The 26502-nt window shown below is 34.3% G+C and carries 33 protein-coding genes; 31 read left to right on the plus strand and 2 right to left on the minus strand.

Annotated elements, in window-relative coordinates:
* Positions 1-186: 186 nt before the first annotated feature.
* From Q0F04_RS06705 to Q0F04_RS11910, 10 genes are all read left to right on the plus strand, one after another.
* The gene (locus Q0F04_RS06705) at positions 187-438 is read left to right on the plus strand and encodes an IreB family regulatory phosphoprotein (RefSeq protein WP_117573013.1); all 252 of its coding nucleotides are present in this window, start codon (positions 187-189) and stop codon (positions 436-438) included.
* Positions 438-863, plus strand: a complete 426-nt coding sequence (gene ruvX, locus Q0F04_RS06710) for a Holliday junction resolvase RuvX (protein WP_117926599.1) — start codon at positions 438-440, stop codon at positions 861-863. Before Q0F04_RS06705 ends, ruvX begins: the two co-directional genes overlap by 1 nt.
* 34 nt (positions 864-897) lie before the next feature.
* Positions 898-1155 (plus strand): DUF1292 domain-containing protein, encoded by a 258-nt coding sequence (locus tag Q0F04_RS06715; RefSeq protein WP_117573017.1) that lies wholly within the window; start codon positions 898-900, stop codon positions 1153-1155.
* Positions 1145-2227 (plus strand): endolytic transglycosylase MltG, encoded by a 1083-nt coding sequence (gene mltG / locus Q0F04_RS06720; RefSeq protein ID WP_295751591.1) that lies wholly within the window; start codon positions 1145-1147, stop codon positions 2225-2227. Before Q0F04_RS06715 ends, mltG begins: the two co-directional genes overlap by 11 nt.
* A gap of 66 nt (positions 2228-2293) precedes the next feature.
* Positions 2294-2782, plus strand: coding sequence for a transcription elongation factor GreA (gene greA / locus Q0F04_RS06725; RefSeq protein WP_295751594.1), 489 nt, complete (start codon positions 2294-2296; stop codon positions 2780-2782).
* 143 nt (positions 2783-2925) lie between these two features.
* Complete coding sequence (locus Q0F04_RS06730) at positions 2926-3300, plus strand: helix-hairpin-helix domain-containing protein (protein WP_295751656.1); 375 nt, start codon at positions 2926-2928, stop codon at positions 3298-3300.
* Positions 3297-5144, plus strand: coding sequence for an MBL fold metallo-hydrolase (locus tag Q0F04_RS06735; protein ID WP_295751597.1), 1848 nt, complete (start codon positions 3297-3299; stop codon positions 5142-5144). The genes Q0F04_RS06730 and Q0F04_RS06735 overlap by 4 nt, the downstream gene beginning before the upstream one ends.
* Positions 5141-6082, plus strand: a complete 942-nt coding sequence (gene holA / locus Q0F04_RS06740; RefSeq protein WP_295751600.1) for a DNA polymerase III subunit delta — start codon at positions 5141-5143, stop codon at positions 6080-6082. Before Q0F04_RS06735 ends, holA begins: the two co-directional genes overlap by 4 nt.
* 151 nt (positions 6083-6233) lie before the next feature.
* A complete protein-coding gene (locus tag Q0F04_RS06745; RefSeq protein ID WP_295751604.1) occupies positions 6234-6455 on the plus strand; it encodes a type II toxin-antitoxin system prevent-host-death family antitoxin in 222 nt (73 codons plus the stop codon).
* A 96-nt stretch (positions 6456-6551) separates the two neighbouring features.
* Positions 6552-6866, plus strand: a complete 315-nt coding sequence (locus tag Q0F04_RS11910) for a PIN domain-containing protein (RefSeq protein ID WP_366510376.1) — start codon at positions 6552-6554, stop codon at positions 6864-6866.
* A gap of 625 nt (positions 6867-7491) precedes the next feature.
* On the opposite strand, the gene Q0F04_RS06750 is transcribed toward Q0F04_RS11910, so the two are convergent.
* Together Q0F04_RS06750 and rpsT are read right to left on the minus strand one after the other, a co-directional pair.
* Entirely contained in the window at positions 7492-7617 is a 126-nt protein-coding gene (locus Q0F04_RS06750; protein ID WP_117572285.1) for a toxin-antitoxin system protein, read from the minus strand.
* Between the two features lie 50 nt (positions 7618-7667).
* Entirely contained in the window at positions 7668-7931 is a 264-nt protein-coding gene (rpsT, locus tag Q0F04_RS06755) for a 30S ribosomal protein S20 (RefSeq protein WP_003864936.1), read from the minus strand.
* A 110-nt stretch (positions 7932-8041) separates the two neighbouring features.
* On the opposite strand from rpsT, the gene fmt reads away from it, so the two are divergent.
* The 21 genes from fmt (at position 8042) to Q0F04_RS06860 (ending at position 26429) form a co-directional block, all read left to right on the plus strand.
* Positions 8042-8971, plus strand: coding sequence for a methionyl-tRNA formyltransferase (fmt, locus tag Q0F04_RS06760; protein ID WP_295751608.1), 930 nt, complete (start codon positions 8042-8044; stop codon positions 8969-8971).
* A gap of 10 nt (positions 8972-8981) precedes the next feature.
* The gene (gene lepA / locus Q0F04_RS06765; RefSeq protein WP_295751611.1) at positions 8982-10784 is read left to right on the plus strand and encodes a translation elongation factor 4; all 1803 of its coding nucleotides are present in this window, start codon (positions 8982-8984) and stop codon (positions 10782-10784) included.
* On the plus strand, positions 10784-11863 hold the full coding sequence (hemW, locus tag Q0F04_RS06770; protein WP_295751614.1) for a radical SAM family heme chaperone HemW: 1080 nt from the start codon (positions 10784-10786) through the stop codon (positions 11861-11863). Before lepA ends, hemW begins: the two co-directional genes overlap by 1 nt.
* Positions 11864-11951: 88 nt before the next feature.
* Positions 11952-12218, plus strand: a complete 267-nt coding sequence (gene rpsO / locus Q0F04_RS06775) for a 30S ribosomal protein S15 (RefSeq protein WP_117923787.1) — start codon at positions 11952-11954, stop codon at positions 12216-12218.
* Positions 12219-12285: 67 nt separating this feature from the next.
* Positions 12286-13011 carry a hypothetical protein gene (locus tag Q0F04_RS06780; RefSeq protein ID WP_295751619.1) on the plus strand — a complete coding sequence of 242 codons (726 nt, stop codon included), beginning with the start codon at positions 12286-12288 and terminating at the stop codon, positions 13009-13011.
* Positions 13012-13120: 109 nt separating this feature from the next.
* Positions 13121-15262, plus strand: a complete 2142-nt coding sequence (pnp, locus tag Q0F04_RS06785; protein WP_117572291.1) for a polyribonucleotide nucleotidyltransferase — start codon at positions 13121-13123, stop codon at positions 15260-15262.
* A gap of 74 nt (positions 15263-15336) precedes the next feature.
* Positions 15337-16725 (plus strand): dipeptidase PepV, encoded by a 1389-nt coding sequence (gene pepV / locus Q0F04_RS06790; protein WP_295751624.1) that lies wholly within the window; start codon positions 15337-15339, stop codon positions 16723-16725.
* Position 16726: 1 nt separating this feature from the next.
* The gene (gene trmB / locus Q0F04_RS06795) at positions 16727-17368 is read left to right on the plus strand and encodes a tRNA (guanosine(46)-N7)-methyltransferase TrmB (protein ID WP_295751627.1); all 642 of its coding nucleotides are present in this window, start codon (positions 16727-16729) and stop codon (positions 17366-17368) included.
* Positions 17361-17699, plus strand: a complete 339-nt coding sequence (locus Q0F04_RS06800) for a thioredoxin family protein (protein ID WP_295751630.1) — start codon at positions 17361-17363, stop codon at positions 17697-17699. Before trmB ends, Q0F04_RS06800 begins: the two co-directional genes overlap by 8 nt.
* Positions 17693-18367: a hypothetical protein gene (locus Q0F04_RS06805; RefSeq protein ID WP_295751633.1), complete on the plus strand. Its 675-nt coding sequence runs from the start codon at positions 17693-17695 to the stop codon at positions 18365-18367. The genes Q0F04_RS06800 and Q0F04_RS06805 overlap by 7 nt, the downstream gene beginning before the upstream one ends.
* 1 nt (position 18368) lies before the next feature.
* The gene (locus Q0F04_RS06810; protein ID WP_295751635.1) at positions 18369-19676 is read left to right on the plus strand and encodes a Mur ligase family protein; all 1308 of its coding nucleotides are present in this window, start codon (positions 18369-18371) and stop codon (positions 19674-19676) included.
* A 46-nt stretch (positions 19677-19722) separates the two neighbouring features.
* Positions 19723-20292, plus strand: a complete 570-nt coding sequence (locus Q0F04_RS06815; RefSeq protein WP_295751638.1) for a hypothetical protein — start codon at positions 19723-19725, stop codon at positions 20290-20292.
* A 26-nt stretch (positions 20293-20318) separates the two neighbouring features.
* A complete protein-coding gene (locus Q0F04_RS06820; protein WP_295751641.1) occupies positions 20319-21533 on the plus strand; it encodes an ATP-binding protein in 1215 nt (404 codons plus the stop codon).
* Between the two features lie 122 nt (positions 21534-21655).
* Positions 21656-22006, plus strand: coding sequence for a hypothetical protein (locus Q0F04_RS06825; RefSeq protein ID WP_295564608.1), 351 nt, complete (start codon positions 21656-21658; stop codon positions 22004-22006).
* 1 nt (position 22007) lies between these two features.
* Positions 22008-22541: a hypothetical protein gene (locus tag Q0F04_RS06830; protein WP_117572305.1), complete on the plus strand. Its 534-nt coding sequence runs from the start codon at positions 22008-22010 to the stop codon at positions 22539-22541.
* Between the two features lie 2 nt (positions 22542-22543).
* The gene (locus tag Q0F04_RS06835) at positions 22544-23551 is read left to right on the plus strand and encodes a LacI family DNA-binding transcriptional regulator (RefSeq protein ID WP_117572307.1); all 1008 of its coding nucleotides are present in this window, start codon (positions 22544-22546) and stop codon (positions 23549-23551) included.
* Between the two features lie 44 nt (positions 23552-23595).
* Positions 23596-24051 (plus strand): rRNA maturation RNase YbeY, encoded by a 456-nt coding sequence (ybeY, locus tag Q0F04_RS06840; protein WP_295751644.1) that lies wholly within the window; start codon positions 23596-23598, stop codon positions 24049-24051.
* Positions 24032-24379 (plus strand): diacylglycerol kinase family protein, encoded by a 348-nt coding sequence (locus Q0F04_RS06845; protein WP_117572309.1) that lies wholly within the window; start codon positions 24032-24034, stop codon positions 24377-24379. The genes ybeY and Q0F04_RS06845 overlap by 20 nt, the downstream gene beginning before the upstream one ends.
* A 12-nt stretch (positions 24380-24391) precedes the next feature.
* Positions 24392-25300: a GTPase Era gene (gene era, locus Q0F04_RS06850; protein ID WP_295751647.1), complete on the plus strand. Its 909-nt coding sequence runs from the start codon at positions 24392-24394 to the stop codon at positions 25298-25300.
* Complete coding sequence (gene recO, locus Q0F04_RS06855; protein WP_295751650.1) at positions 25290-26012, plus strand: DNA repair protein RecO; 723 nt, start codon at positions 25290-25292, stop codon at positions 26010-26012. Before era ends, recO begins: the two co-directional genes overlap by 11 nt.
* Positions 26013-26429, plus strand: coding sequence for an HD domain-containing protein (locus Q0F04_RS06860; RefSeq protein WP_295751653.1), 417 nt, complete (start codon positions 26013-26015; stop codon positions 26427-26429). It abuts the gene before it with no gap.
* Positions 26430-26502 lie beyond the last annotated feature (73 nt).

The raw sequence follows: 26502 nt of genomic DNA on the forward strand, positions 1-26502 counted from the left end.
ATGATAAAATATAAATCAGGAGAGAACTAGGCTTTATAAAAAAAGCCCACACTCGTAAGAGTGTGTTAGTTCAATATGATTAAAATCAAGTGTTTATTAGGGCTCGAATATCTCACTTTTAGATAAATCGCTTTCTTTTTGATTGAGATTCATATATAATAAAAACGTGTTAAGGAGTGTGAAATTATGAAAGACATTACCGAAACAATGACATTTACTACGGAAGAGATTCGTCGTGAGAATATCAAGATGATTCTTCGTGAAGTAAGTGATGCTTTGGAAGAACGTGGTTATAATTCAGAAAATCAGATTGCTGGTTATTTGATTAGTAACGACCCAGCGTATATTTCTTCTCACAAGAATGCTCGTAACTTGATTCAAAAGATTGAACGTTATGAAATCATTGAAGAACTTGTACGTGCGTATTTAGAGAAATAATGGATCGTATAATTGGTTTAGATCTTGGTTCAAAAACTTGTGGTGTATCGATTTGTGATGCCCTTCATATTACGTGTCGTGCTTTAACGACAGTGCGTTTTGAATCGGATGATTATGATGCTTGTTTAGAAGAAGTTTTAAAGCTATTAAAAGAAAATAAAGTTAAAGAAGTAGTTTTAGGCTTGCCAAAGCACATGAATGGAGATATCGGAATTCGTGGTGAAATATCTTGTGAATTTGCCAAGAAATTAGAATCTTCGGGTATTACAGTTCATCTATGGGATGAGCGACTAACAACGGTTGCGGCCGAAAAAATCTTACTACAGGGGGATGTTTCTAGAAAGAAACGTAAAAAAGTAATTGATCAGATGGCTGCCGTTCAAATTTTACAGAGTTTTTTAGACAGACAAAACGGGGGATTCTAAGTCCTCCTTTATTTTTGAAAGGAAAAGTATATTTATGTTAGATTCAAATAGTTTATATGTATATGACGAAGACGGAAACGAAAAAAAGATGACCATCCTATTCACTTTCGACAGTGATGAAACGGGATGTCAATATGTGGTTTTCCAAGATCCAGATAATGACGAGGGCGAAGTATTCGCATCTCGCTATGACGACAAAGGTCAGTTGATTCCTATCGAATCGGAAGCCGAATGGGAAATGGTCGAAGAAGTAATCAACACGTTTGTTGAGGACGAGGAAAATGCCGACTAGGCGAAAAGTCAATTCTGTAAGAGTTGTCCTATTAGTCGTTGTATTCATTTTAATTATCGCCGGTCTTGGTTCGGTTTTTGTCGTAAAGAATGGATTATCAAGTACGGGCAACGGGGATAAGGAAGTAGTATTTACCATTAAAAACAATGAATCATTTGATTCTGTGTTAGAGAATTTGAAAAAAGAGGATCTAATCTCAAATGCGAGTGTTGCCAAGTTGTATGCCAAGGCAAGTCACAACACAAACTTTGTGGCGGGTACTTTTGAATTGGATAATGGGATGAGTGTAAAAAACATTCTATCCACACTTCAAGATAGTACGAAATTAAAGAAGGATGCTCTTGTTTTAAAAATACCGGAAGGCAAATGGGCCAAAGAAATTGCGGCCGAAATATCATCACTTTATGATGGTAAGTATTCTACGGAAGACATTTTAAATCAATGGAATGATATTTCATATATTAAAAAACTCACAAAGGATTATTCCTTCATCAATGTGAATGATTTAAATAACGACAATTATAAAGTGAAATTGGAAGGTTATTTATTCCCGGACACATATTTCTTGGAAAAAGAAGATTCTTTGGATGATATTACACGCGTTCTACTCGATCGGTTTGATGTGATGTATAAAGAAAATAAAAAGGCATTTGATCAAAGTGACTTATCGATCCATCAAATCATCAGTTTGGCTAGTGTTGTTCAATTTGAAGCAAGCAAACCAAGTGATATGAAAACAATTGCCGGTGTTTTCTACAACCGTTTAGATCAAGGTATGAAACTACAATCAAGTGTAACGGTATGTTATGCATTATATGATGATTTCAATGATCCAAAAGATTGTGAAACCAATCCGGAAATTGATTCACCATACAATACGTACTTACATGAAGGCTTACCTATTGGACCCATCTTGAATCCGGGGGATGAAGCCATTAAAGCCGTATTAAATCCAGAAAAAACAGATTATCTATTCTTTGCGGCTGATATTTATGGAGATGGCAAAGTATATTATACAAAAACATACGAAGAACATTTACAGAAATGTGAAGAATTAGGCTTAAATCTGTAACAATGTTTTGCATAATTTAAGGATTATGTTATAATTTTTTGTGCTAAATACAAGGAGTGATACCACATGGCAAATGAAAAATTTTACGTTACCCAAGAAGGTTATAATGATTTAGTCAATGAACATGAAAACCTAGTTCATAAAGTTCGTCAGGAAGTTATCGTTGAGTTGCAGGAAGCTCGTGCACAAGGTGACTTGTCCGAAAACGCCGACTACGATGCAGCCAGAGAACACCAGGCCCAAGTCGAAGGTCGTATTCGTGAATTAGAGGCAATGATCAAAAATGCAGAAATCATTAGTGAAGCCGATAATGCGGAAGATAAAAAGAAAAAGAGTGTTGTAAAACTAGGATCAACTGTTAGAATCTTAGATTTATCTGACAATGAAGAAGTAACATTCAATATCGTTGGTACAATTGAAGCGGATCCATTCAATGGTAAGCTTTCAAACACAACACCACTTGCAGAAGTTATCATGGACCACAAAGTTGGAGATGTATGTACTGTAAGACGTGTTGAAGAACCATATGATGTAAAAATTCTTGAAATTAAATAGAAAAACATCAAAAAATTACGTATAAGAGAAGGGTGATATTTATGAAACGAACTCTTCTCTTTTTTTGTCTCTTTATTTTCTTTACCTTTACCTGCTTTAACCGATATACACCAATAACACTTCAAGAAGCTAAGCCCACATTGATGCAAGTAGAAATCAAGGGTGCCATTCAAAATCCAGGCGTCTATACTTTAAAGCGAAATAGCTCCATTTCAAGTTTGATTAAAATAAGTGGCGGCCTATTAGAAAACAGTGATACATCTAGAATTAGCTTTAACTATATCCTACAAGATAAAGATGTCGTGGTGATTCCAGAAAAACAAGAAGTAAAACTCATATCGATTAATAGTGCCACACTCGAAGAACTACAAACCCTTCCAGGCATTGGTCCGGCTATTGCCCAAAGGATCATTGAGTATCGAACAAATAACACATTTCAATCTTTAGAACAAATCCAAGATGTCAAAGGCATTGGAGAAGCCATGTTTAATAAAATCAAGGATAAGATATGCCTATGATGTTGATCCTCACATTAGGCTTTTTAGCTTGTCTAATCTTAAAAGATATGCTTTGTATATTCTGCTTCACACTCTTCTTTCTTGTCTATCTATACTATCGGTTTAAAGATAAAAGAATCCTAGCTCTATTTATTTTATTGAGCCTATTCAGTTGTATTCTTGTATATCCAAAAGAATTTAAAACATATGAAACTTATAAAGTTGTTGAAATCAAGAAAGGGTATTGTATTGGTAAAAATAAAGGTTCTAAAATTTTTATTCAAACAGATTTAGATCTAAGCTTTCAAGATGAAGTCAAAGTCAAACATATAGAACCCATTCATACAGATGATAATTTTACTTTATTTAGTTTTACCAAGTACAATGAGAATAAGAACATAAGGTTTAAGACAAACTCTATAGAAATTATCCATAAATCAACATCACTCAAGTCTAGACTCTACAACTATTTAAAGTCAAAACCCAATTCTTCCATTGTCTTATCTTTATATTATGGCATACACGATGAAACGATTGATGAAATTTATACGATGCTTGGATATGGCTATATGAGTGCATACTACATTGTTTTACATCTATTAAAGCGAAAATATGATGAGACTAAAATAAGAAGAATACTTTTAGTGTTTAGTATTTTATTCGGCCATTTCTTTGTGTATACACTCTCACTTTCAAGATTTATTCTATATCAATTGAGTACGCTATTCTTTACATCCAAACCCAATCAAATCGCATTCACTATTCTTTTGTTTGGAATACTTTATCCCAATCAAGTACTATCCATATCATTTGTATGTCCACTCTTATTACAACTCGTATCTTATTTTTGTACCGAACACAAATGGATCGTACAAAAGCTTGTACTCATTGGATTGATGTTTATTTATTTTAAGAAAGTGAATCTTATTTCATTATTATTCTTTAACATCCTTAGAAAACTATATGGTTTAATCTTTATATTTGGATTTATAGTGCAGGATCTAATAAACCTAAAACTCCCAGAACTTACAATTCATTATGCGCCTAGAATCCTATTTTTGATTCTATTTATAGTCTTCTACATACAATGTTTAAAACACTTTAAATGGAAATATCTATTGATACTATTTGTTCCATTACTAGAAATATATTGTAATCCATTCTTTCAAGTTTATACATTAAATCTAGGGCAAGCCGACTGCAGTGTGATTGTAGAACCTTTCCATAAAAGTGTAGTGATGATTGATTGTGGTCAAAACCTATATCGGGATAATGTCGAACGAATCATTATGCCATTTCTTGAAAACAAGAACATTCATACGATTGATACTCTAATTCTTACACATGATGACTTTGATCATAATGGAGGTTATGACACTCTAAAAGATAAAATAGAAATCAAACAAGTCATAGAAGATTCAAATCAAATCGTCAATGCAGACTATCCATTTTATTTATTATTAAGTGAAAGAGAAGCTAAAGATACCAATGATTCAAGTATTATCAGCTATTTTACCTATGATCATTTAACCTATCTTTTTATGGGAGATGCCAGTAAACAAATTGAAAGACAATTGATGTCTGAATATGATTTAAAGGCGGATGTCATAAAAGTAGGCCATCATGGTTCGAATACAAGTTCAGACCCAGACTTTCTTGATTCTTTAGATTGTAAGATTGCACTTATAAGTTGTGGATATAAAAATAGGTATGGTCATCCAAGTGTTGAAACACTCAAAACATTAGAAAACCTGCATATCAATACATTATGCACGAGTGATTGTGGGAGTATTGCGATTTATTCTTTGCATCACCTTTCATTTCTTGTCACAAACGATGGAATGTTTGGTATAATATGGGCATGATTTATATTTTATACGGAAAAGACAAAAGCATGGTTTCTATGAAGCTAGAGGCCATTAAAAAAAGACATCACATTCAAGAAAACGTAAATGTATATGATGCCCAAACAGATGAAATATCGAATGTTCTACAAGATTTAGATGCCTATTCCATCTTTGATGATGACAAGATGATCATTGTCAACAATTGCACCTTCTTATCAAGTAAAAATACAACGAATTATGAAGTCGATCCCTTTCTAGTAAGAAAAGACACAGACATGATTCTAGTCTTAGTATGTCCTAGCGATAAACTGGATACAAGAAAGAAAAAGGTCAAAGAAATCAGTAATTGTGCTACATTGTATTCTTGTCTAGCTTTAGATGAAAAGTCACAAAAGTTCTATGTACAAGATAAACTAAAGGAATATGGTGTAAAGGTAGATTTTAAAACATTAGACTGGATGACAGGAAGAATGGGATTAGATCCAATGTGCATCCAAAATGAAATTGAAAAGATTTCCATCTATTCAAAAAATCCAACGCTGGAAGATGTACAAAACCTATTGGTTGTAGAACCTATGAATGACATCTTTAAAATGGTAGATGCCTTCTTTAGCCAAAATGGAATTCTACTATTAGCCTACTACCGTAACTTTAGAAAGCTCAATATGCAGCCAGTTGCGATAGTTGCACTACTAGCTAGTCAAATTCGTTTTCTATTTCAAGTCCGCGTATTAATGGATGAAGGAAAGGCACAGGCTACGATTGCCCAAGAATTAAAGGCCAATCCATACAGAGTCAAACTGAATATGCAGAAGGCCATGCGCTTTTCAAGTGAAGCCTTACTTTACAATCTATCTTTACTTGCTGATTTTGATCAACAAATGAAAATGGGGAAGATTGATAAGGATGATGGTTTTGAATATTTCTGTCTAAACTTAATGATGAACAAGGATTAACCTTGTTCATTCTTTTTTGGTTTCATTATTAATAGCTGTTATAACAATATTAATTATCATTGCAAACTGACAAAAGCAAATTGAAAGAATGTACATTACTGTTGCTTTCTATGTACGTTAATATTATAAATAATGTGCGGAGGGGAACGCTATGAAAGTCAATACCACAGAATTAAGAAGTCATCTTAGTGATTATTTAGCTATGGCAAACAAAGAAGAAATTATTATTACAAATAAAGGAATAGAGATTGCACGTATTATTTCTCCAAAGCAGGCAAAGAAAAGATCATTAAATAATTTAGTTGGTATATTGCCTTCATTAACTGACGAAGAGACTGAAAATATAAAAAATGAAAGGATTTCTAAGCGATGAAGATATTAGTTGATACAAATGTGATTATAGATATTCTATGTAAAAGAGAGCCGCTTTTTTGTATATTAAGATTCTTATAATGCACTAAATAAGTGTATTGATAATCATACTATTATTGTATCAGTTTCGGCAATCACAGACATATTCTATATTGCAAGAAAATACATTGGCAATGAACAGGCAAAAGAATGTATAAGAAATCTTTTAGATTTAATAAAGATATCAGATACAAGGGGAGCAGATATTGAAAAAGCTCTTTCCAGTGACATTTCAGATTTTGAAGATGCTGTTGTTTCTGCAATTGCGGAAAGACAAAAAGCTAAATATATTTTAACAAGGAATACAAAAGACTTTGAAAAATCGAAAATTTTAAGTATCACACCTCATGATTATCTGAATATAAATAAATGATAATCTGGTTGATATAATGTTTTGGAATTGACATAAGTATACAGCTTATGTATATATTCAAACTGGCATCCCTCTCCGTCTTAAAACAACGGAGTTTTGGATGTCTTTTCTTATAGAAACGAAATAATTATTCATGGTAGGCCTCCAAGTACATCTATATGTTTGAAGAATAATTGACACTATTTATGTCCATTAATTGTTTGCATGAATTTGGTAGCCTATTATGTACTTTAATATAGAACGAAAAACTATTTGATTGAATTTCAACTAGAAACTGGATAATCCTTTTGAAGGTAGAAATACCTTTAGATGTGGTAAGCATCTATAAAAGTTGTGGTCGGATGAGAGACGGTAAATGCTCATGTCTAATCATTGTCGACAACCGACAGAAAAACTTACCAGATTTGATTTTTTAGGAATACTTATGAAAAGGTGGAATCTTCAATTAGCAAGACTCCACCTTTTGTCATCTGATAATCAAAAAGGCCCTCCAGTAAAGGTGGACCAATTTAACTGTATTAGGAATTTTGCTTTAAATCCTTTTTAAATACAAATGGGCATTTAGCGTTTATTATTAAAATAAGTCGGAATGTGTACCTACGAGTCATAAATTCTATACCATATTTCATATATCTAATGCCGCTTTTAGCTCATCGATGCTAGAGTATTTCGGTGTGTTTGGATCAGACATTATTCTTCTTCCTTCTTCAATAGCTTCGATTGTAGTTTGGTTTGGTTCGTGATTCTTCATGTTTTCCTCCAATAATAAAAAAAGAAGTCATATGACTTCTTAATCCTTCATTACGCGATTTCGTTAATAGCTTTAGCTAAACGTGCTTTTTGACGGCTAGCGTAGTTTTTGTGGTGAATACCTTTAGCTACGGCTTTGTCCAATTTTGAACTGCAGTCGTTGTAAGCTGCTACAGCAGCTTCTTTATCTTTAGCATCAACAGCTGCTAATACAGCTTTAATACTTGATTTCAATGCTGATTTTTTAGATACGACTAATTTGTGAGCCTTGTTATTTGTTTTAACACGTTTCTTTTGAGATTTAATCTGTGGCATGAAGTGCACCTCCTGACATAAATTGCAAATGGATTATAGCAAAATTTCTGATTTATTGCAACACAACTTCAAAAAAATACGCTATAATACTCTAGTATTGGAGTGATATTATGGAAAATAGACGCATTATTTTTATGGGAACACCCAAAATTGCGAGTGTCGTATTAAAAACGATGTTAGAAAATGATATACATGTAGGCTTAGTGGTAACGCAGCCAGATAAGAAAAAGGGTAGAAAACAACAGCTTGTTTATTCTGAAGTCAAAGAAGTGGCTTTAGAACATGATATACCTGTGTTTCAGCCAGTAAAAATTAAGTCAGACTATCAAACCATTCTTGATTTTAACCCTGATTTAATTGTGACTTGTGCGTATGGACAAATCGTACCTAAGGAAGTATTGGACTTACCTCGGTATGGTTGTGTGAACCTTCATGGTTCTTTGCTTCCTAAATATAGAGGGGGAGCCCCAATCCAGAGAGCTATTTGGAATGGTGATAAAGTGAGTGGTATGTCCTTAATGAAAATGGCACCTAAAATGGATGCTGGACCTGTTTTAGCACAAAAAGAAATTGAAATATTGCCTGAAGACAATTCCACATCTTTATTTGATAAGATGGCCATTTGTGCTGGAGAATTATTGCTTTCTCATTTTGAAGAGATTTGTTCAGGTAAGGCAGTTTATGTCGAACAAGATGAGAGTCAAGTTGTATTCTCTCCTGTTTTATCCAAAGAAGAAGAGCATATTGATTTAAATCAGGATGATGAACACATCTTGAATCAAATTCGTGCTTTTTCAGATGCACCAGGTGCTTATGTATTATTAAAAGGAAAGAAATTTAAGATTTTAAAGGCAAGTTATTTAAATGAAGAGAACTCTTTTGCCTCTTTAGTCAAGATTGGTAAGAATAAGCTAGGTATTGGACTTCATACAGGTACACTTGTGATTGAAACTTGTCAAATGGAAGGAAAGCCAGTCATGGATTGTGCAAGCTTCTTTAATGGACAAGGTCGTAACTTAGTCGGAAATATTGTAGAATAGGGGGAAATCTATGGATCAAAAGAATATTCGAAATTTTTGCATCATTGCACATATTGACCACGGAAAAAGTACGTTAGCCGATCGTATCTTAGAACTTACAGATACGGTTGAAAAGCGTGAAATGAAAGATCAAATTCTAGATTCAATGGATCTAGAAAGAGAGCGTGGTATCACCATTAAATTAAATGCCGTACAGCTTGTATATCATGCCAAAGATGGACAAGACTACTTGTTCCATCTTATTGATACACCAGGCCATGTCGACTTTACATATGAAGTGTCTAGATCTCTTGCAGCATGTGATGGAGCCATTCTTGTCGTGGATGCAGCCCAGGGCGTTCAGGCACAGACTTTAGCCAACGTATATTTGGCATTAGAAAATGATTTGGAAATCTTGCCTGTATTAAATAAGGTGGATCTTCCTAGTGCACAGCCTGAAGTTGTAAAAAAAGAAATTGAAGACTTAATTGGATTAGATTGTAGTGAAGCGGTTGAAATCAGTGCTAAATCTGGATTGAATGTAGATAAAGTCCTAGAAGAAATCGTGCATAAACTACCAAGTCCAAAAGGCGATAAAGATGCTCCTACACAAGCTTTAGTTTTTGACTCTTTCTATGATTCATATCGTGGAATTATTGCCTTTGTTTCTGTAAAAAATGGAACGATCAAGCCAAAAGATAAGATTCGCTTTATGGCTACAGGTGCTGAATATGAAGTTACAGAAGTCGGTGTTCGTACGCCAAAAGAAGTGGTAGAAGATCAATTGAACTGTGGAGATGTAGGATGGGTCAGTGCAGCCATTAAAAACATTGAAGATGTTCGTGTCGGTGATACAATCACAGTCGCATCCAATCCAGCATCAGAACCTTTATCTGGGTATCGTGAAATGCATCCTATGGTCTATTGTGGTTTATATCCAGTGGATAATGCGCGTTATGACGATTTAAAAGAAGCTTTATCCAAATTAAAATTAAATGATGCAGCCCTACACTTTGAACCCGAAACTTCACAAGCCTTAGGTTTTGGTTTCCGCTGTGGTTTCTTAGGCTTATTACATATGGACGTAGTGGAAGAGCGTTTAGAGCGTGAATACAATCTAAGCTTGATCGCAACAAGTCCATCCGTAATTTATCGTGTTTATAAAACAGATGGCACTATGGAAGAAATTGATAACCCATCGGCTTTACCAGAACCACAAAAAGTAGATCATATTGAAGAACCATATGTGAAATGTGACATCATGGTGCCAAAAGAATATGTAGGTCCAATGATGGATCTTTGTCAGAAAAAACGTGGAGAATATGTAGACCTTCAAGTTTTAGATGATGTTCGTATGATGATGGTTTATCAAATGCCATTGAGTGAAATTATTTATGACTTCTTTGATAAGATGAAATCTTGTACAAAAGGATATGCAAGTTTTGACTATGAATTTAGTGGATACCGTACAAGTAGTCTAGTCAAGATGGATATCTTATTAAATGGACAGATTGTCGATGCTCTATCTACGATTGTCTTTAGAGATTTTGCGTACAACCGCGGTAATGCGATGGCCGTAAAATTAAAAGACTTGATCCCAAAACAACAATTTGAAATTCCTGTGCAGGCCGCTATTGGTGGTAAGATCATTGCGCGTACCAACATTAAGGCATTGCGTAAAAACGTTTTGGCAAAATGTTATGGTGGAGATATTTCACGTAAGAAGAAATTGTTAGAGAAACAAAAAGAAGGAAAGAAACGTATGAAGATGGTGGGATCGGTTGAGATTCCTCAGGAAGCCTTCATGGCCGTTTTAAGTATGGATGACGACTAATGGTACCATCAGCCTATGTACATATTCCTTTCTGCGATTCGATATGTGCGTATTGTGATTTTGTCCGTATTCAAAAAAACGAACAATTCTTTTCAAGCTGGAAAGATACTTTAATACAAGAAATTAAAGAGTATAAGATAGAGAATCTTCATACTCTTTATTTTGGTGGAGGAACCCCCAGTTTATTAGATATGGATGACTTTACTTCGATTCGTAATTGTTTTCCAGATTCCATTGATGAATTTACTGTCGAATGCAATCCGGAATCGTTAGATGAAGAAAAACTAGCATCTTATGTTTCTTTAGGTGTTAATCGTATTAGTCTAGGCGTACAAAGCTTTAAGGATGACTTATTAAAAATATGTAATAGAAAACATACATCAGACCAAGCTAAGACTGTCATTCAACTGATTCAGTCTAGTGGCATTCATAATTTTTCTATTGATTTGATTTTTGGATTACCGAATCAAACGATGGAGGATGTAAAAAAGGATATAGATACATTTTTAAATTTGGATATTCCACACTTATCCATCTACTCATTACAGATTGAAGAAAATTCAATATTTGGAAAAACAGGTGTAGAACCCATCGATAGTGATCTTGAAGCGGATATGTTTGAATATATTACGAAAACATTAGAGGCAGCTGGCTATATTCATTACGAGATTTCTAGCTTTTGTAAGCCAGGCTATTATTCCAAACACAATCTATCCTATTGGCAAGACAAAGACTTCTATGGCTTTGGCTGTGGTGCAAGTGGAAGAATCGATGGCATTCGTTATGATAATACGACAAAGTTGAAAGAATATTGTTCTTTTGGTCCTTGTTCTACATATATCAATGAAACACTAGCTGAACGAGGCATGGATGCGATTATGATGGCATTTAGAACAAAGTTTGGATTGAATATAAAAGAATGGAATTTGAAATATCAAAATGATTTTAAAAATCACTATGCCACTGTATTAGATAAGTATCGTGAGTATTTTTTATATGACTCGGATCGTATCTATTTAAATGATGCGGGACTTGAAATATTAAATACGATTCTAGTTGATTTTATGATGATAGAATGATATCATTTAATAGCTTTTGTACTGAGAGTCTGGAAACTTCCAACCTTTCGCTCGGTAGAAAAGGACTAATATACATGGAGGAAGAAAAATGTTATTAAAATCTGAAAAACAAGCAATTATGCAAGAGTATGCAGTACACGAAGGTGACACAGGTTCTCCTGAAGTTCAAATCGCTGTATTGACTGAAGAAATCAACCGTTTAACTGAACACTTCAAAGAACACAAACACGACTACCACTCACAACGTGGATTGATGAAAAAAGTTGGTCGTCGTAAAAAATTGTTAGCTTACTTGAAGGGTAAAGATTTAGACCGTTACAAAGCATTGATCGCTAAATTAGGTTTAAGAAAGTAATCGAAAAGATTACTTTTTTTATTGTGATTTTTTTGCTACTCAAGTATAATTTCGTAAAGAGGTAGTTATGAAGCTATATATTGACGATAAAGAATTAAAACTATTGATGGAAGAAAAGAGAGATTTAATTGGGACTAAAATCCAATGGGATGCACTAATAAGTGCGATATCCTTCATTATCTCTGTTGCGACTGCAACTTATGGAGATATCTTATCTATCCCAAAGATTGTTATTAAAACAGTGTTTTTAATTATTTCAATTGCGTATTTTATTAAGGTCTTGTGTGAATGTATTAATTCAAAAATTCATAAGTATGACCATAAAGATTTAACAAGTGATATTGAAAAATTAAATACAATTCAACATAATCATTCTTTGGTTGCGATTAAAGATACTTTTAGGGTTGAGTCAAAAAGATATTTGACATATTATGATGAAAAATGGGAATGTAAATTATTTTTGAATTTCAAAACGGTTGAAGAGAATAACGAAAATAATTTAATTGAAAATTTGTCATCAAGTTTATCTATTAATAGAAGTTCGATTCATTGTGAAATCAAGGGAAATCAAGTGGATGAAAAGTATTCAGTAAGTCATAAAGAAATGAGGACATATAATCATCGATTGTATGAAGTGTCTATTTCTAATTTTCCTCAAATTATGCGAAATGATAATTTTACATTAAATGGAAAACATTATTATTGGATGAGTATTGATGATATGCGAAAAGATAAGGAAATCATCAAGAAGAATTTAGAAATTGTTGAGTTTGTACATAGTCATATTAATTAAGCTTGTAAACTGTAATTTACAGGCTTTTCTTTTACGAAAAATAATGAGTTTGATATGTTTTATTTTAAATTTCTATGATATTATATAAAAGTATGATTGAGGTGAAAAAATGGCGAAACAAGAGTTTCATTTAGATTTTTGTGGTCGGGGGATCACAGTCGAAACTGGTGAAATCGCAAAACAGGCTGATGGAGCCGTTATTATCCGTTATGGAGATACAGTGACTTTATCAACTGCATGTGCATCAAACCAGGCAAAAGAAGGGATTGACTTTTTCCCTTTAACAGTAAGTTTTGAAGAAAAGTTATATTCTGTTGGAAAGATTCCAGGAGGATTTTTACGTCGTGAAGGAAGACCAAGCGAACATGCGACATTAACAGCTCGTATGATCGACCGTCCAATCCGTCCTTTATTTGCGGAAGGATTCCGTAATGAAGTACAGGTTGTCAACACTGTATTAAGTGTAGATCAAGATGCTAGCCCTGAAATGGCAGCTATGTTTGGTGCTTCATTGGCATTATGTATTTCAGACATTCCATTTAATGGACCAATCGCTGGTGTTAAAGTTGGACGTATCAATGGAGAATTGGTGGCTAACCCTACAGTTGCTCAAATGGAAGAAAGCGACATCGATTTAACTGTTGCAGGTACTGCACAAGCTTTAAACATGGTCGAAGCTGGCGCTAAAGAAGTTAGCGAAGAAGATATGTTGGCGGCATTGATGTTTGGACATGAACAAATCAAAAAATTATGTGCATTCCAAGAAGAAATCGTTGCAGCTTGCGGTAAAGAAAAACGTGAAATCGAATTGTATGCCGTAGATGAAACAATCGATAGTGAAGTTCGTGCAAACTTTGAAGCACAAATCCGTGCAGCTGTATCGATCAAAGAAAAATTAGAGCGTTACGGAAAAATTGATGATTTAACAGATGAAGCTGCTGAAATGATCGCAAATAAAGAATATGCATCTGAAAAAGATCAGAACAATGCGGTGAAACAAGCTCGTGAAATCTGTCGTGGTATTGAAGCTGACGAAGTACGTCGTTTGATCATTGAAGACAAAGTACGTCCAGATGGTCGTCAAATCGACGAAATCCGTCCATTGAACTCACAAGTTGATTTACTTCCTCGTGTTCATGGTTCTGCATTGTTTACGCGTGGTGAAACACAGGTATTATCTACAACAACATTGGGTGCATTAAATGACAACCAGATCATTGATGACTTAACAGTTGTGGATTCAAAACGTTTCATGCACCACTATAACTTCCCACCATATTGCGTTGGTGAAACAGGACGTATGGGAAATCCAGGACGTCGTGAAATTGGTCATGGTGCCTTAGGAGAAAGAGCTTTAGCTCAAGTATTACCAAGTGTAGATGAATTCCCATATACAATTCGTACGGTTGCGGATGTTATGGAAAGTAACGGTTCAAGTTCTCAGGCAAGTATTTGTGCTGGAACTATGTCTCTAATGGCTGCTGGTGTTCCAATCAAGGCTCCAGTTGCTGGTATTGCGATGGGACTAATCATGGATGATAATTCAGGTAAATATACTGTATTAACAGATATCCAAGGTATGGAAGATCACTTTGGAGATATGGACTTTAAAGTTGCCGGAACTAAAAATGGTATCACAGCATTACAGATGGATATCAAAGTAACTGGTATTACTAAAAATATCTTTGAAGAAGCATTGGCACAAGCTCATAAAGCTCGTCTAGAAATCTTAGATAACATGCTTGCATGTATTTCAGAACCTAGAAAACAATTGAGTCCATATGCACCTAAGATTGCGATGATGAACATCGATCCAGATAAGATCAAAGATGTGATCGGACCTGGTGGAAAAATGATCAACGAAATCATTGCACAATGTGATAATGTAAAAATTGATATTGATGATGATGGAAAAGTAGTGATATACCACAATGATTACGATACAATCGAAAAGGCGAAACAAATGATCAGCGACATCGTACGTGTTGCCAAAGTTGGTGATGTATATGCAGCTAAGGTTGTTCGTTTAGAAAAATTCGGTGCATTCGTGAACTTGTTTGGTAATACAGATGGTTTATTACACATTTCTAAAATTTCTCACCACCGTGTAGATAAAGTAGAAGACGTGTTAAAACTTGGTGATATCATCGATGTTAAGGTTACAGAAATCGACAATAAGGGTCGTATCAATGTAAGCGCAAAAGCTTTACTTCCAAAACCTAAAACAGAAGAAGAAAAAACAGAAGCGTAAAAGTTAGGAACTCGTTAAAAACGAGTTCTTTTTTCTTGACTATGTGGTAAAATAGTTGGGTAGAGGTGAAAATTATGGATTTTAATACAGAAGTACTTAAATATAAAGACGATTTTTTAAAAGACTTAAACACACTTGTATCGTATGAAAGCGTTCGTGATGAATCAACGAAAGCTGAAAATGCGCCATTTGGAAAAAACTGCCGTGACGTTTTGGATGCCATGTTAGATATGGCAAAACGTGATGGTTTTGAAACAAAAGACGTAGATGGATATGCAGGCGTTGTAGAATATGGTCAAGGAGAAGAAACATTTGGTGTTTTAGGACACTTGGACATTGTGCCACTAGGAGAGGGATGGACTAAAGATCCATTAAAAGTAACATTAGAAAATGGCTACATCTTCGGACGTGGTGTTATGGATGATAAAGGTCCTGCATTAGCTGGATATTATGCATTAAAGATGATTCGTGAATTAAACATTCCTTTGAAAAAAAGAGTCATGTTGATTACAGGATGCGATGAAGAATCTGGTATGGAATGTATGAACTACTATGTTGATCATGCCGAAGTTCCTCAAATGGGATTTGTACCTGATGCCAACTTCCCAGTTATTTATGGTGAAAAAGGTGGCTTACATGTTGGTTTAGTAAGTAAAGATGCGACCGTCATCAAAAAACTTCATGCGGGAAGCCGTCCAAATATTGTGATTGGTAAAGCCGATGTTACAGTGGATGTCATGAGTTATCAACAGGAAGACTTATTTAAATTCTATTGTGCAACACAAGGCGTAAAAGGAAATATTAAAAGAGGAGAAGAAGGCGTAACATTACATATTGATGGTGCATTTGCGCATGCAGCTATGCCATATAATGGTGTGAATGCCGCGGTCTTATTATTAAACTTCATTGGTGAAGCCTATAATGATCAACTTTCAAAAGATTTATATTTCTTATTAAAAGACTGGATGGGAAAACCAGTTGGCATTGAAAAAGATGGCTTATATATGTCTTTCTTGACAATGAATACAGGTATTGTGAATATGGAAAACAACGAAACTGATATCTTAATTGATATTCGTTATCCAAATGATACAAATGCCGATGTGATCATGGCTAAATTTGATGAAGCATGTGCAGGCTTGACTTCAAACATCAAAGCTGAAAATCGTGGCGATTCAAAACCACTATTCGTAGATCCAGATTCTCGTTTAGTGAAAGATTTAATGAGTGTCTACCAAAAATACACAGGCGATACATTCTCTTGTCCAATCACAATTGGTGGAGGAACGTATGCTCGTAAATTTGAAAACTTTGTATCTTACGGACCTGAACTTCCAAATGAAGTGATTGAAACGGATGCGTTTGTGGGAGGATGTCACCAACGTGATGAAGGTATTAAATTAGATAACTTATTACAGGCTATCTGTATTTATGCCGATGCGATCGTGACATTGTGCAGCTAATATGAGAATGCGTAAAGTAAAGTGGGCAACGGATTATTTGCCTACAGCCAATTGTTTAGTAAAAGAACCATCCAAACAAGCGGGAAACTGGAAAAAGCTATTAGATACAGATACTTTACATATCGAAATTGGATGTGGTAAAGGTAACTATTCTTTAGATATGGCGAAGATGTATCCAGATACTGGCTTTATTGCGATTGAAAAGAATGAAAGTGCGGCAGGGATTGCAGCTAAAAAATACGATGAGGATACAGAAAAGAAACGCTTGAAACTGATCCAAGATGATGCAAGTTCCATTGGAGAATGGTTTGGTCCTCGTGAAGTGGATGTGATTCATTTAAACTTCTCAGATCCATGGCCTAAAAAGCGTTATGCGAAAAGACGTTTATCGAGTGCTACATTCTTAGATCAATATAAGCGTATTTTATCAAGAAATGGTGAAATCCAAATGAAGACGGATAACAGTGCTTTATTTGAATATAGCTTGATTGAATTTCAAAATGCCGGCTTTAAAATGGTTGAAGTCAGTGTCGATTATCGTCGTGAAAAACATGATGAAGATGCTATTACAGAATATGAACAAAAATTCATTTCTTTAGGCCAGCCAATCTATCGTTGTGTTTGGAGATATGCACATGACTGAACTTCATAATAAAGACGAATTTTTAAACGCATTAACAAATTCAGGTATTCAAGTGATGATGTTTACAGCATTTTGGTGTCCAGACTGCATGTACATCAAACCTTTTCTTCCTGAAATTGAAGAAGAATTTAGTGATTTACAATTCTATTCCTTAAACCGTGATCAATGTATGGATATTGCGGTTGAATATGAAGTGATGGGTATTCCTAGCTTTATATGTTTCAAGGATGGAAAAGAAATATCAAGATTTGTTTCTACTTTAAGAAAGACAAAAGAAGAAATAGAAGCATTTCTGAAGCAGACAATAGAAAGTGAGAAGGAAATATGTTAAAGGATTTAATGCATGCGATCTTCAATGAAGATGTTGAAGAAGACGATGAAGAAGAAGTCGTAGAAGAACCTGCGAAACAAGAAGAAGTAACACCTGAACCTGTTGAAGTTAAACCTCAGCCTCAAGTTCAAGAAGAAGAAGTTGTAAAGACAGAGCAAATTTTAAAGGAAGCAGCAAGCTCTATTGAGTCGGATCCTGAAAACTTTATGAATTCTCCTATTTTTGAAAAGGCGATCATTCAGCCTAAACAAAAGAAAACTACAATTTTCCAAGGTTTAGACGTAGATTCCATTGCGCAAGAAGAAACAAAGCCGAAACAAAAGGCATACAAATATGATCGTCATAAATCCGTAAAAGTACGTCGTGTTGCGGAAGATTTAGATTATCAACCTGTCATTTCTCCAATCTTTGGAAATGTGGAAGATTCTAAAAAAGAATTTGACAAAGTACACGATGCGATTAAGTTAAACAAACCAGAAGACGAAGATTTCTCAAAGATCTTATCTCCAATGTATGGAACATACTTACCAAGTATGCAGCCAGCGGATTCGATTCCTGAATATAAGGTTGAAGAATCAAAGGAAAATATGAATCTTTCTGAAATGTTAGAGAAGCCAAAAAAGGAAACAAACAAACAAGAATCGTTATTTGACAAAGAAGGTGAATAAAATGGCTTATCATTTTATTGGTATTAAAGGAACAGGTATGGCTGCCTTGGCATGTATTTTACATGATGAACACAAAGAAGTAACAGGTAGTGATATCGATAAATATATCTTTACAGAAGATGGATTAAGAGCACGTAATATCCCAATCTATTCATTCAGTCCGGAAAACATTAAGGACAATGATACAGTGATCATTGGTTTATCCTTTAATGAGTCGCATCCAGAAGTGAAAGCGGCTATGGAGAATCCAACTGTAAAAACATATTATTATAATGAATACTTAGGTATTTTATTAGAGTCATACAGTTCCATCTGTGTTGCGGGAACACATGGTAAGTCCACAACAACAGGTATTTTAGGCCAAGTTCTTTCATTACAAGATGAATGTGCATATTTAATTGGAGATGGCCATGGCTATATGCCAGAACATGCCAACCATTTTGTGCTTGAATCTTGTGAATTCCAAAGACATTTCTTGGCATATCATCCAGACTATGCGATCATCACCAATATTGAATTGGATCACATTGATTACTACAAAGATATGGATGATTATGTATCGGCATTCCAAAGTTTTACGAATCAAGTAAAAAAAGGCATTGTGATCTTTGGGGATGATGAACACCTAAAAAATTTACATTACAATGTACCAGTGACTACATATGGTTTAAAAGAAGGTAATGACTATCAAGCAGTCAATATTGAACAAGGTCCATTTGGTATGCATTTTGATTGTAAGCACAAGGGTGAAATTTTAGCTCACATTGAATTAAATGAAGTGGGAGATGCCTTCATGCAGGATGCACTTGGCTGTTTTGCGCTAGCCCATATGTTAGGTATGCCAGCTGATTTAATTGTCCAAGGTTTACAAGACTACAAAGGTATTGCCCGTCGATTTGTGATTGATGAAGTGAAGGATAGTGTATTGGTAGATGACTATGCACACCATCCAACCGCAATTCGTTTAATGATTGATGCGGTTCGTAAAAAATATCCAGAAAAGAAAGTTGTAGCGTTATATAAACCAGATCGTTATTCACGTCTACAATATTTCTTGGATGACTTTGCGAAGAGTTTAAATACGGCAGATCAAGTATGTTTACTTGATTTCCCTAAAAATGCCGTTAGAGAAGATGAAACAATTACAGTCACAATTCAAGATTTAATGGATCGTTGTCCAAACGCAATCTTATTAGATGTAGATGATGCATCCGCAGAGAAGTTAAAAACATTAGCTCCTGCAGCCTTCGTCTTTATGTCTAGTAAAGACATCTATCTATTAAGAGATAAATTAGAAAAAATCTTATAAGAGTATCTATGGATACTCTTTTGTCATATAGAGGGGATATCCATTTATGTTTGGAAAAAAGAAATGCGCTAACAAGACGAAGAACTGGCTATTGGTACTTGAGATAATCAATCGTTTGAATGAATCAGAGTATAGTGTCCGTGTTGATTGTGTAATCTTTGAAAAGATTTGTTGTATATTAGAAAGATATGGTACGGATTTAGGTTTAAATAGTTCTTTCAAACTCAAGAAGATGTATACTATTTTATCTAATGACAATATGATTCATGAAAAAGATGGTTTAATTCATGTTTCAGGTGATTTTAAGATAGATATAAATACATATTCAGAAAAGGATAAACAAAATGTGAATAAGACATATAGGTTGTTTCAAAGGATCAAAGATGTATCACAAGCCGAAATGATCACAACAATCTTGTATTCTTATGATCAACTGATTCTCACTAATAAGAATGTAACGGAAGATCAATTGTACGAATATATTATTGATTGGAAAAAAAGATTTAATACTTTTGAGAATGAAGTTCAAATCAGAGAATTCATACGATACTTAACTTCTAGAGGCTTTATCAGTGTTGATTATTCCATGGGAATCAAAGATAATTTGATATATTAGTATATTCGTCAAAAAGGAGAGAAGTCATGTATATTAAAAGACATGTAGAAGAAGTGATAAGAGAATGTTTAGAACAGTTTCCCATTGTATTGGTTACAGGACCTAGACTAGTTGGAAAAACAACACTTTTAAAAAATGTGTGTTCAGAATATAAATATGTGACATTAGAAGATATATTTGTGTTGATTGATGCTTTAGAAGAGACAAACTTGTTTTTAAAAAACTATCAACCACCCGTGTTCATTGATGAAGTACAATATGCACCTAGTATATTTCGGTATTTAAAAATGTATGTGGACACAAATAAACAAAAGGGAAGCTTTGCACTTACAGGATCACAGGCTTTTGAATTGATGAAAGGGGTTAGTGAAACTTTAGCTGGGCGTATGGCAATTGTGGAATTAAAAGGATTATCATTTCGTGAAATACATCATGTTGAATTTAATAAACCTTTTATCCCAAATGAAACCTATTTTAATGAAAGACAATCGCAAATTAAAAGCTATGGTGATTTGTGGTATTGGATACATAGAGGAAGTATGCCACAACTTCAAGATAAAAAGATGGATTGGCAAAGATACTATTCTTCTTATGTGAAAACATATATCGAAAGAGATGTTCGACAAATTATTAATGTTTCTAATGAGTTAAAATTCATTAAGTTTCTAACATCCCTTGCGGTACGCTGTGGTGAATTATTAAATATTAATGCGGTTGCCAATGAAGTAGAAACAAGTGCAGATACAATAAAAAGATGGCTTTCCATCTTACAAACTTCAGGAATTATCTATTTGTTGGAGCCATATTCGAATAATATTTTAAAGCGTGTTGTCAAAACACCGAAAGTTTATTTTTATGATACGGGATTGGTATGCTACTTAGCAAGGTGGACAAGTGCAGATACGGCTATGACGGGTGCTCAAGCTGGAAATATTTATGAAAATTTCATTGTTTCTGAAATCTTGAAAAGTCATTTAAATGCAGGTAAAACTATTTTAAATATCTATTTCTATCGAGATCGTGACCAAAGAGAAATTGATGTAGTGATTGATGAAGATGGAAAACTATATCCGATTGAAATTAAAATGACGGGTAATCCTACAAAGTCAATGGGAAAACATTTTTCTGCCTTAAAAGATATCCCAAACAAAGAAGTACAACCAGGAATCATTTTGTGTCAATATGATCGAAAGACATATTTGACGGAAGATATGATCGCGTTACCAATTGAATATATTTAAGGAAGTGGTAGAGGTTTCTTATCACTTCCTTCATTTTGTAGCGTTTACACACTTGTGAAAAAAGTTTCAAAATAAATAGATAAGTTAGAAAGTTCATGTTATAATCTTTCTGAGGTGGTATTGTGAGTTTAGATATCTTTATGAGTACATTAGCTCGTGCATTTTCATATGTGTTACCCATCGTTGGTGTCATCGCATTAATTTATTTGATTATCTTTTTGAAGCAATTGATTGAAACCTTAAAACAAGTCTCAAAAACATTGGATACAGCCAATGATCAATTGAAGAAATTAGATGCGCCATTAAAAACGGCAGAAAATATTTCGAATACGGTGGATGAGGTAAATCAAACCGCAAAAGAAGCATTTGTGAATGTAGTTGGTGCATTAAGTGAAAATGTACAAAATGCCAAAGACTGGTTTCAAAGTAAAAAAACTGGAAAAGAAAGCATAGAAACAAAGGAGGATGAATGACATGGATGAAAAACAATTAATTGATGATCTAGAAAAAGAATCGATGCTAGAGCTTGAAGTGATGCATGAATCCGAAAATACAGATAACGAAAAAATTATTGAGGATGCCAAGAGCAAAATTGAAAAATTATTTGATGATGTTCGTGACTTATTAAAGGACGCTTCAGATCCTGAAAAAGTAAAGGAAGCATTATCGCAGGCAAAAGAAGATGCGAAAGATATTCTTTCTTCGACAAAAGATAAAGTGGTTGAAGTAAGTGAAAGTGAACAATTCAAACAGACAATGGCAGCTGGAAAAGAATTCTTACAGGGTACAGCTGGATTGGTTGTAGATGGCTTTAAATATGGAAAAGAAACATTAAGAAAAAATGATTCTTTGCGTAAGGTAATTGATAAAGCGGATGAAAAAGTCGATGAAATTCGTACGAATGATTCTGTTATTCGTGCCGTTGATAAAGCAGAAGAAGTAACGGGTAAAGCTACCGAAGCATTGTTTAGTGGATTAAAGAAGATTTTTAACAAGGGGGACGAATAAGGATGAAACGAATTACCATTTATGATGTTGCCAAAGAAGCGGATGTCTCATTGGCAACTGTATCACGTGTTATTAATGATAGTAATGTAGTACGTGAAGATACACGTATGCGTGTTCAACAAGCGATTGAAAAATTGGGCTATAAACCAAATGCGATTGCGCAAGGTTTGGCCTTATCTAAGACAACTACAATTTCAATCGTAATGAGTGAAAAATTATTTGCGTACAACGCCAAAATCTTGAATGGTTTGATGGATGTCGCAAAAATCTATAACTACAACATCATGTTCCATACTACAAGTAAGGGCATCTCAAAAATGCAGGATGTGATTGAATCCATCATTAAATCACGTGTCGATGGTGTTATTTTGTTTAACGACAACTTCTCAGAAGATGAAATGGAAGTTTTACATGAATACCAAATTCCAATGGTTGTAGTTGGAAGTAAATTAAAAGGTCAAAAGATTGGCAACGTTGGAAATGTATATATCAACTTCGAACGTATGGCTTATGAATTTGTGAATGAATGCTTTGAAAAGGGCATTGATGATATTTCTATGGTAGAAGATAAATTGAATCTTTCTATGATGGAACAATTAAAAGCCGGTGTGGATCGTGCTTATGCAGAAAAAGGATTGGTATTTGATAAGTATGTTACTTATGATGATAGCTACAAATCAAGTTACACATTCTTATCAGACTACTACAAGAACCACAAGCCAAGTCGTATGGTTATCACATTCCGTGATTCTCAGGCCATCGCTTTAATGAACGCATGTAAAGAATGTGGATATTCAATTCCAGATGATACAGAACTTATATGTATCTTGAATTCAAAATATTTGACAATGATGCGTCCGACTATTTCTACTTACAACATTCCTGAATATGATTTAGGAGCTGTTGCGATGCGTTTATTAACGAAGATGTTAGTAGAGGATGAGTCTGTTAAACAGAACAAAGATATTGAAATTTCATTCTCAAAAATGTTTAGAGAAACTACAAAGTAAGAGTTCGTTTTGAACTCTCTTTTTGTTTAGTGTATAATCAAGGCATGGAAATAATTTTTACAAATAACGCAAAAGATAGAAGTGTCTATCGATACAAAAAAGATTTTGAAAGGATATTAGAACGTGCCTGCAAGGTGTTAGACAGAAAGGGAGACTGGAGCTTATCGGTAATTTATGTAACACCTGAACAGATTCACGAAATCAATCGTGACTATCGTAATGTTGACCGTCCTACAGATGTCATTAGCTTTGCGATTCAAGATGATATGAGTGATATGTTGATTGAAGAAGACCAATATGAACTTGGCGATATCTTTATCAATGTACAAGCCATTCGTGATCAGGCAAAAGCCTATGGTCATTCGATTCGTCGTGAAGCTTGCTTCTTGTTCTGTCATGGATTACTTCACTTAATGGGATATGATCACATGAAAGAAGAAGATGAAAAGGTGATGTTTGCCTTACAGGATGAGATCTTAGATGAATTGGTTCAAAGGTAGATTCAAATATGCCTTTCAAGGACTGTATTACGCCTTTACTAAAGACCGTAGTATACGCCTTCAAGGTATTTTTGGATTGATTGTCATATTGTTTGGCTTTCTTTTTCATTGTTCACTCAATGAATGGATGCTGCTTATTGGTGCTATTAGTTTAGTATGGTTTAGTGAAATCATCAATTCGTGTATTGAAAGATGTGTGGACTATATTTCACTAGAACATACCGACCAAGCCAAACATATTAAGGATATGGCAGCGGGAGCTGTCTTTATTATAAGTGTGCTTGCCGCATGTATCGGGCTTTATGTATTTTTGCCCAAACTATTTTAAAACGGAGGTAAAATGAGTAATTATAAATCAGGATTTATTGCGATCGTAGGAAGACCCAATGCAGGTAAATCAACTTTGTTGAATGCCTTGTTGAAGGAAAAGATTGCGATCATGTCGGACAAACCGAATACGACAAGAAACAACATTTCGGGTATTTTGACAAATGAAGATTGTCAATATGTGTTTGTGGATACACCAGGTATTCATAAGCCTCAACAACAACTTGGACGTGTATTAAATAAGAATGCCTATTCGGCAATGGAAGATTGCGATGTGATCGGATGGATCGTTGATGGAAGTCAATCTTTTGGTACGGGAGATTCATTCATTTTAAAACGTATTGAAACACTCCATAAACCGGTTGTGTTGATCATGAATAAGATTGATAAGCTTCCAAAGGAACAATTATTAAAACGCTTGATGTATTGGCAGAAACAATATGACTTTAATGATATTGTTCCTATCAGTGCTTTGGATAAAGACAATCTTGAAGAGTTGTTGAAGGTGTTCAAAGGCTATTTGCAAGAAGGCGAGCCGATGTTTCCTGAAGAAATGAAGTCGGATCATGATATCAACTTTAGAATGTGTGAAATCGTTCGTGAAAAGATCTTATTTAAAACGCATGAGGAAATTCCTCATAGTGTAGCGGTTATTTTAGAACGTAAAGAAAAACGTGGAAACCGCATGTATCTTCAAATGATGGTAGTTGTCGATCGTGAATCACAGAAGGGAATCTTGATTGGTAAACAAGCCAGCATGATTCGTTCAATTCGTCTAGATGCACAAAAAGAATTAAAAGATATGCTTGGATGCAGTGTGGATTTGGAGCTATTTGTCCGTGTAGAAAAGAATTGGCGTAATCACGAAAACAAGATCAAAGAATTCGGTTTAGACGAATTAGAACAAATCGATGAAGACTAAGATTCAGGCACTCGTATTAAGTGTTAGTGAATACAAAGATAAGGATGGATTAGTCAAAGTATTGACTACAGATTCCATTTTAACTTTATACGCAAGAGGACTGTTCAAACCCAATTCTAAGAATTTGCGGCTTGTACAGCCCTTTTCTTATAATGAATTCATGATCGAAGATAAGACAAAAATGCCTTTATTACTACAAGGACAAACCATTCATTATTACTATCACATTCAAGAAGATCTATTTAAATCGAGTTGTTGTTTTGTATTGCACGACTTGATTTCTAAAACAAAAAAAGAAGAAAATCTATTCAATGTATTATTGGATTGTTGGAACTCAGCTGATAAAGATTTAGACGATTTTTATTTCTGGGCTTGCATTGTTTTAAAATACTGCATCGAACAAGAAGGAATTCAACCTTACGTAGATGGCTGCGTCCATTGTCAAAATACACGTGTTGAAACTTTATCTTTAAAAGATGGTGGATTTTTATGTGAAAAGTGTAACCCCAATCAATATCCTAGATGGAGTGTAGAACAATTAAAGAAATATCGTGCTCTATTTAAGTGCAAAGAAGAAAATTTAGAGTATGTAAAAGTTAATTTCAATTTCAATATGGACGATTTAATATATCTAGCCAAATGGATGGAATATCACTCTCACAAGAATTATCCAAGTATTCGTTTTTTAGAAAGTATTCGAGGTTTAAAATAAATGTATCAAGAATTAGCACTTCAAATCGCACAAAAAGCCCATGCTGGACAAGTCGATAGAGCAGGTAAAGATTATATCCTTCATCCAATGACTGTGGCTTCTTATATGGATACGGATATTGAAAAAACAATAGCTTACTTACATGATGTATTAGAAGATACCGATGTGACTGTGGATGAATTAAAAACTATATTCCCAAATGAAATTGTGGATACACTAATTACATTAACGCATAGAAAAGATGAATCTTATTTTGAATATATTCAAAGAGTATCGAAATCTAAACTAGCTAAAAAGGTAAAGGTTGCAGATCTTTTGCACAATCTAGATATCACAAGAATCAAAGAACCTACAAAACAAGATTATGAAAGGCTAGAGAAGTACAAGAAAGCGATATTATATCTTACAACACACTAGATAATATGAAGTGACCTCCTATTGTCAATACGTGGATTACGACTCATAATTGGATTGATTAAAAACACTTATG

Source organism: uncultured Holdemanella sp. (assembly GCF_934772795.1).
GTDB lineage: Bacteria > Bacillota_I > Bacilli_A > Erysipelotrichales > Erysipelotrichaceae > Holdemanella.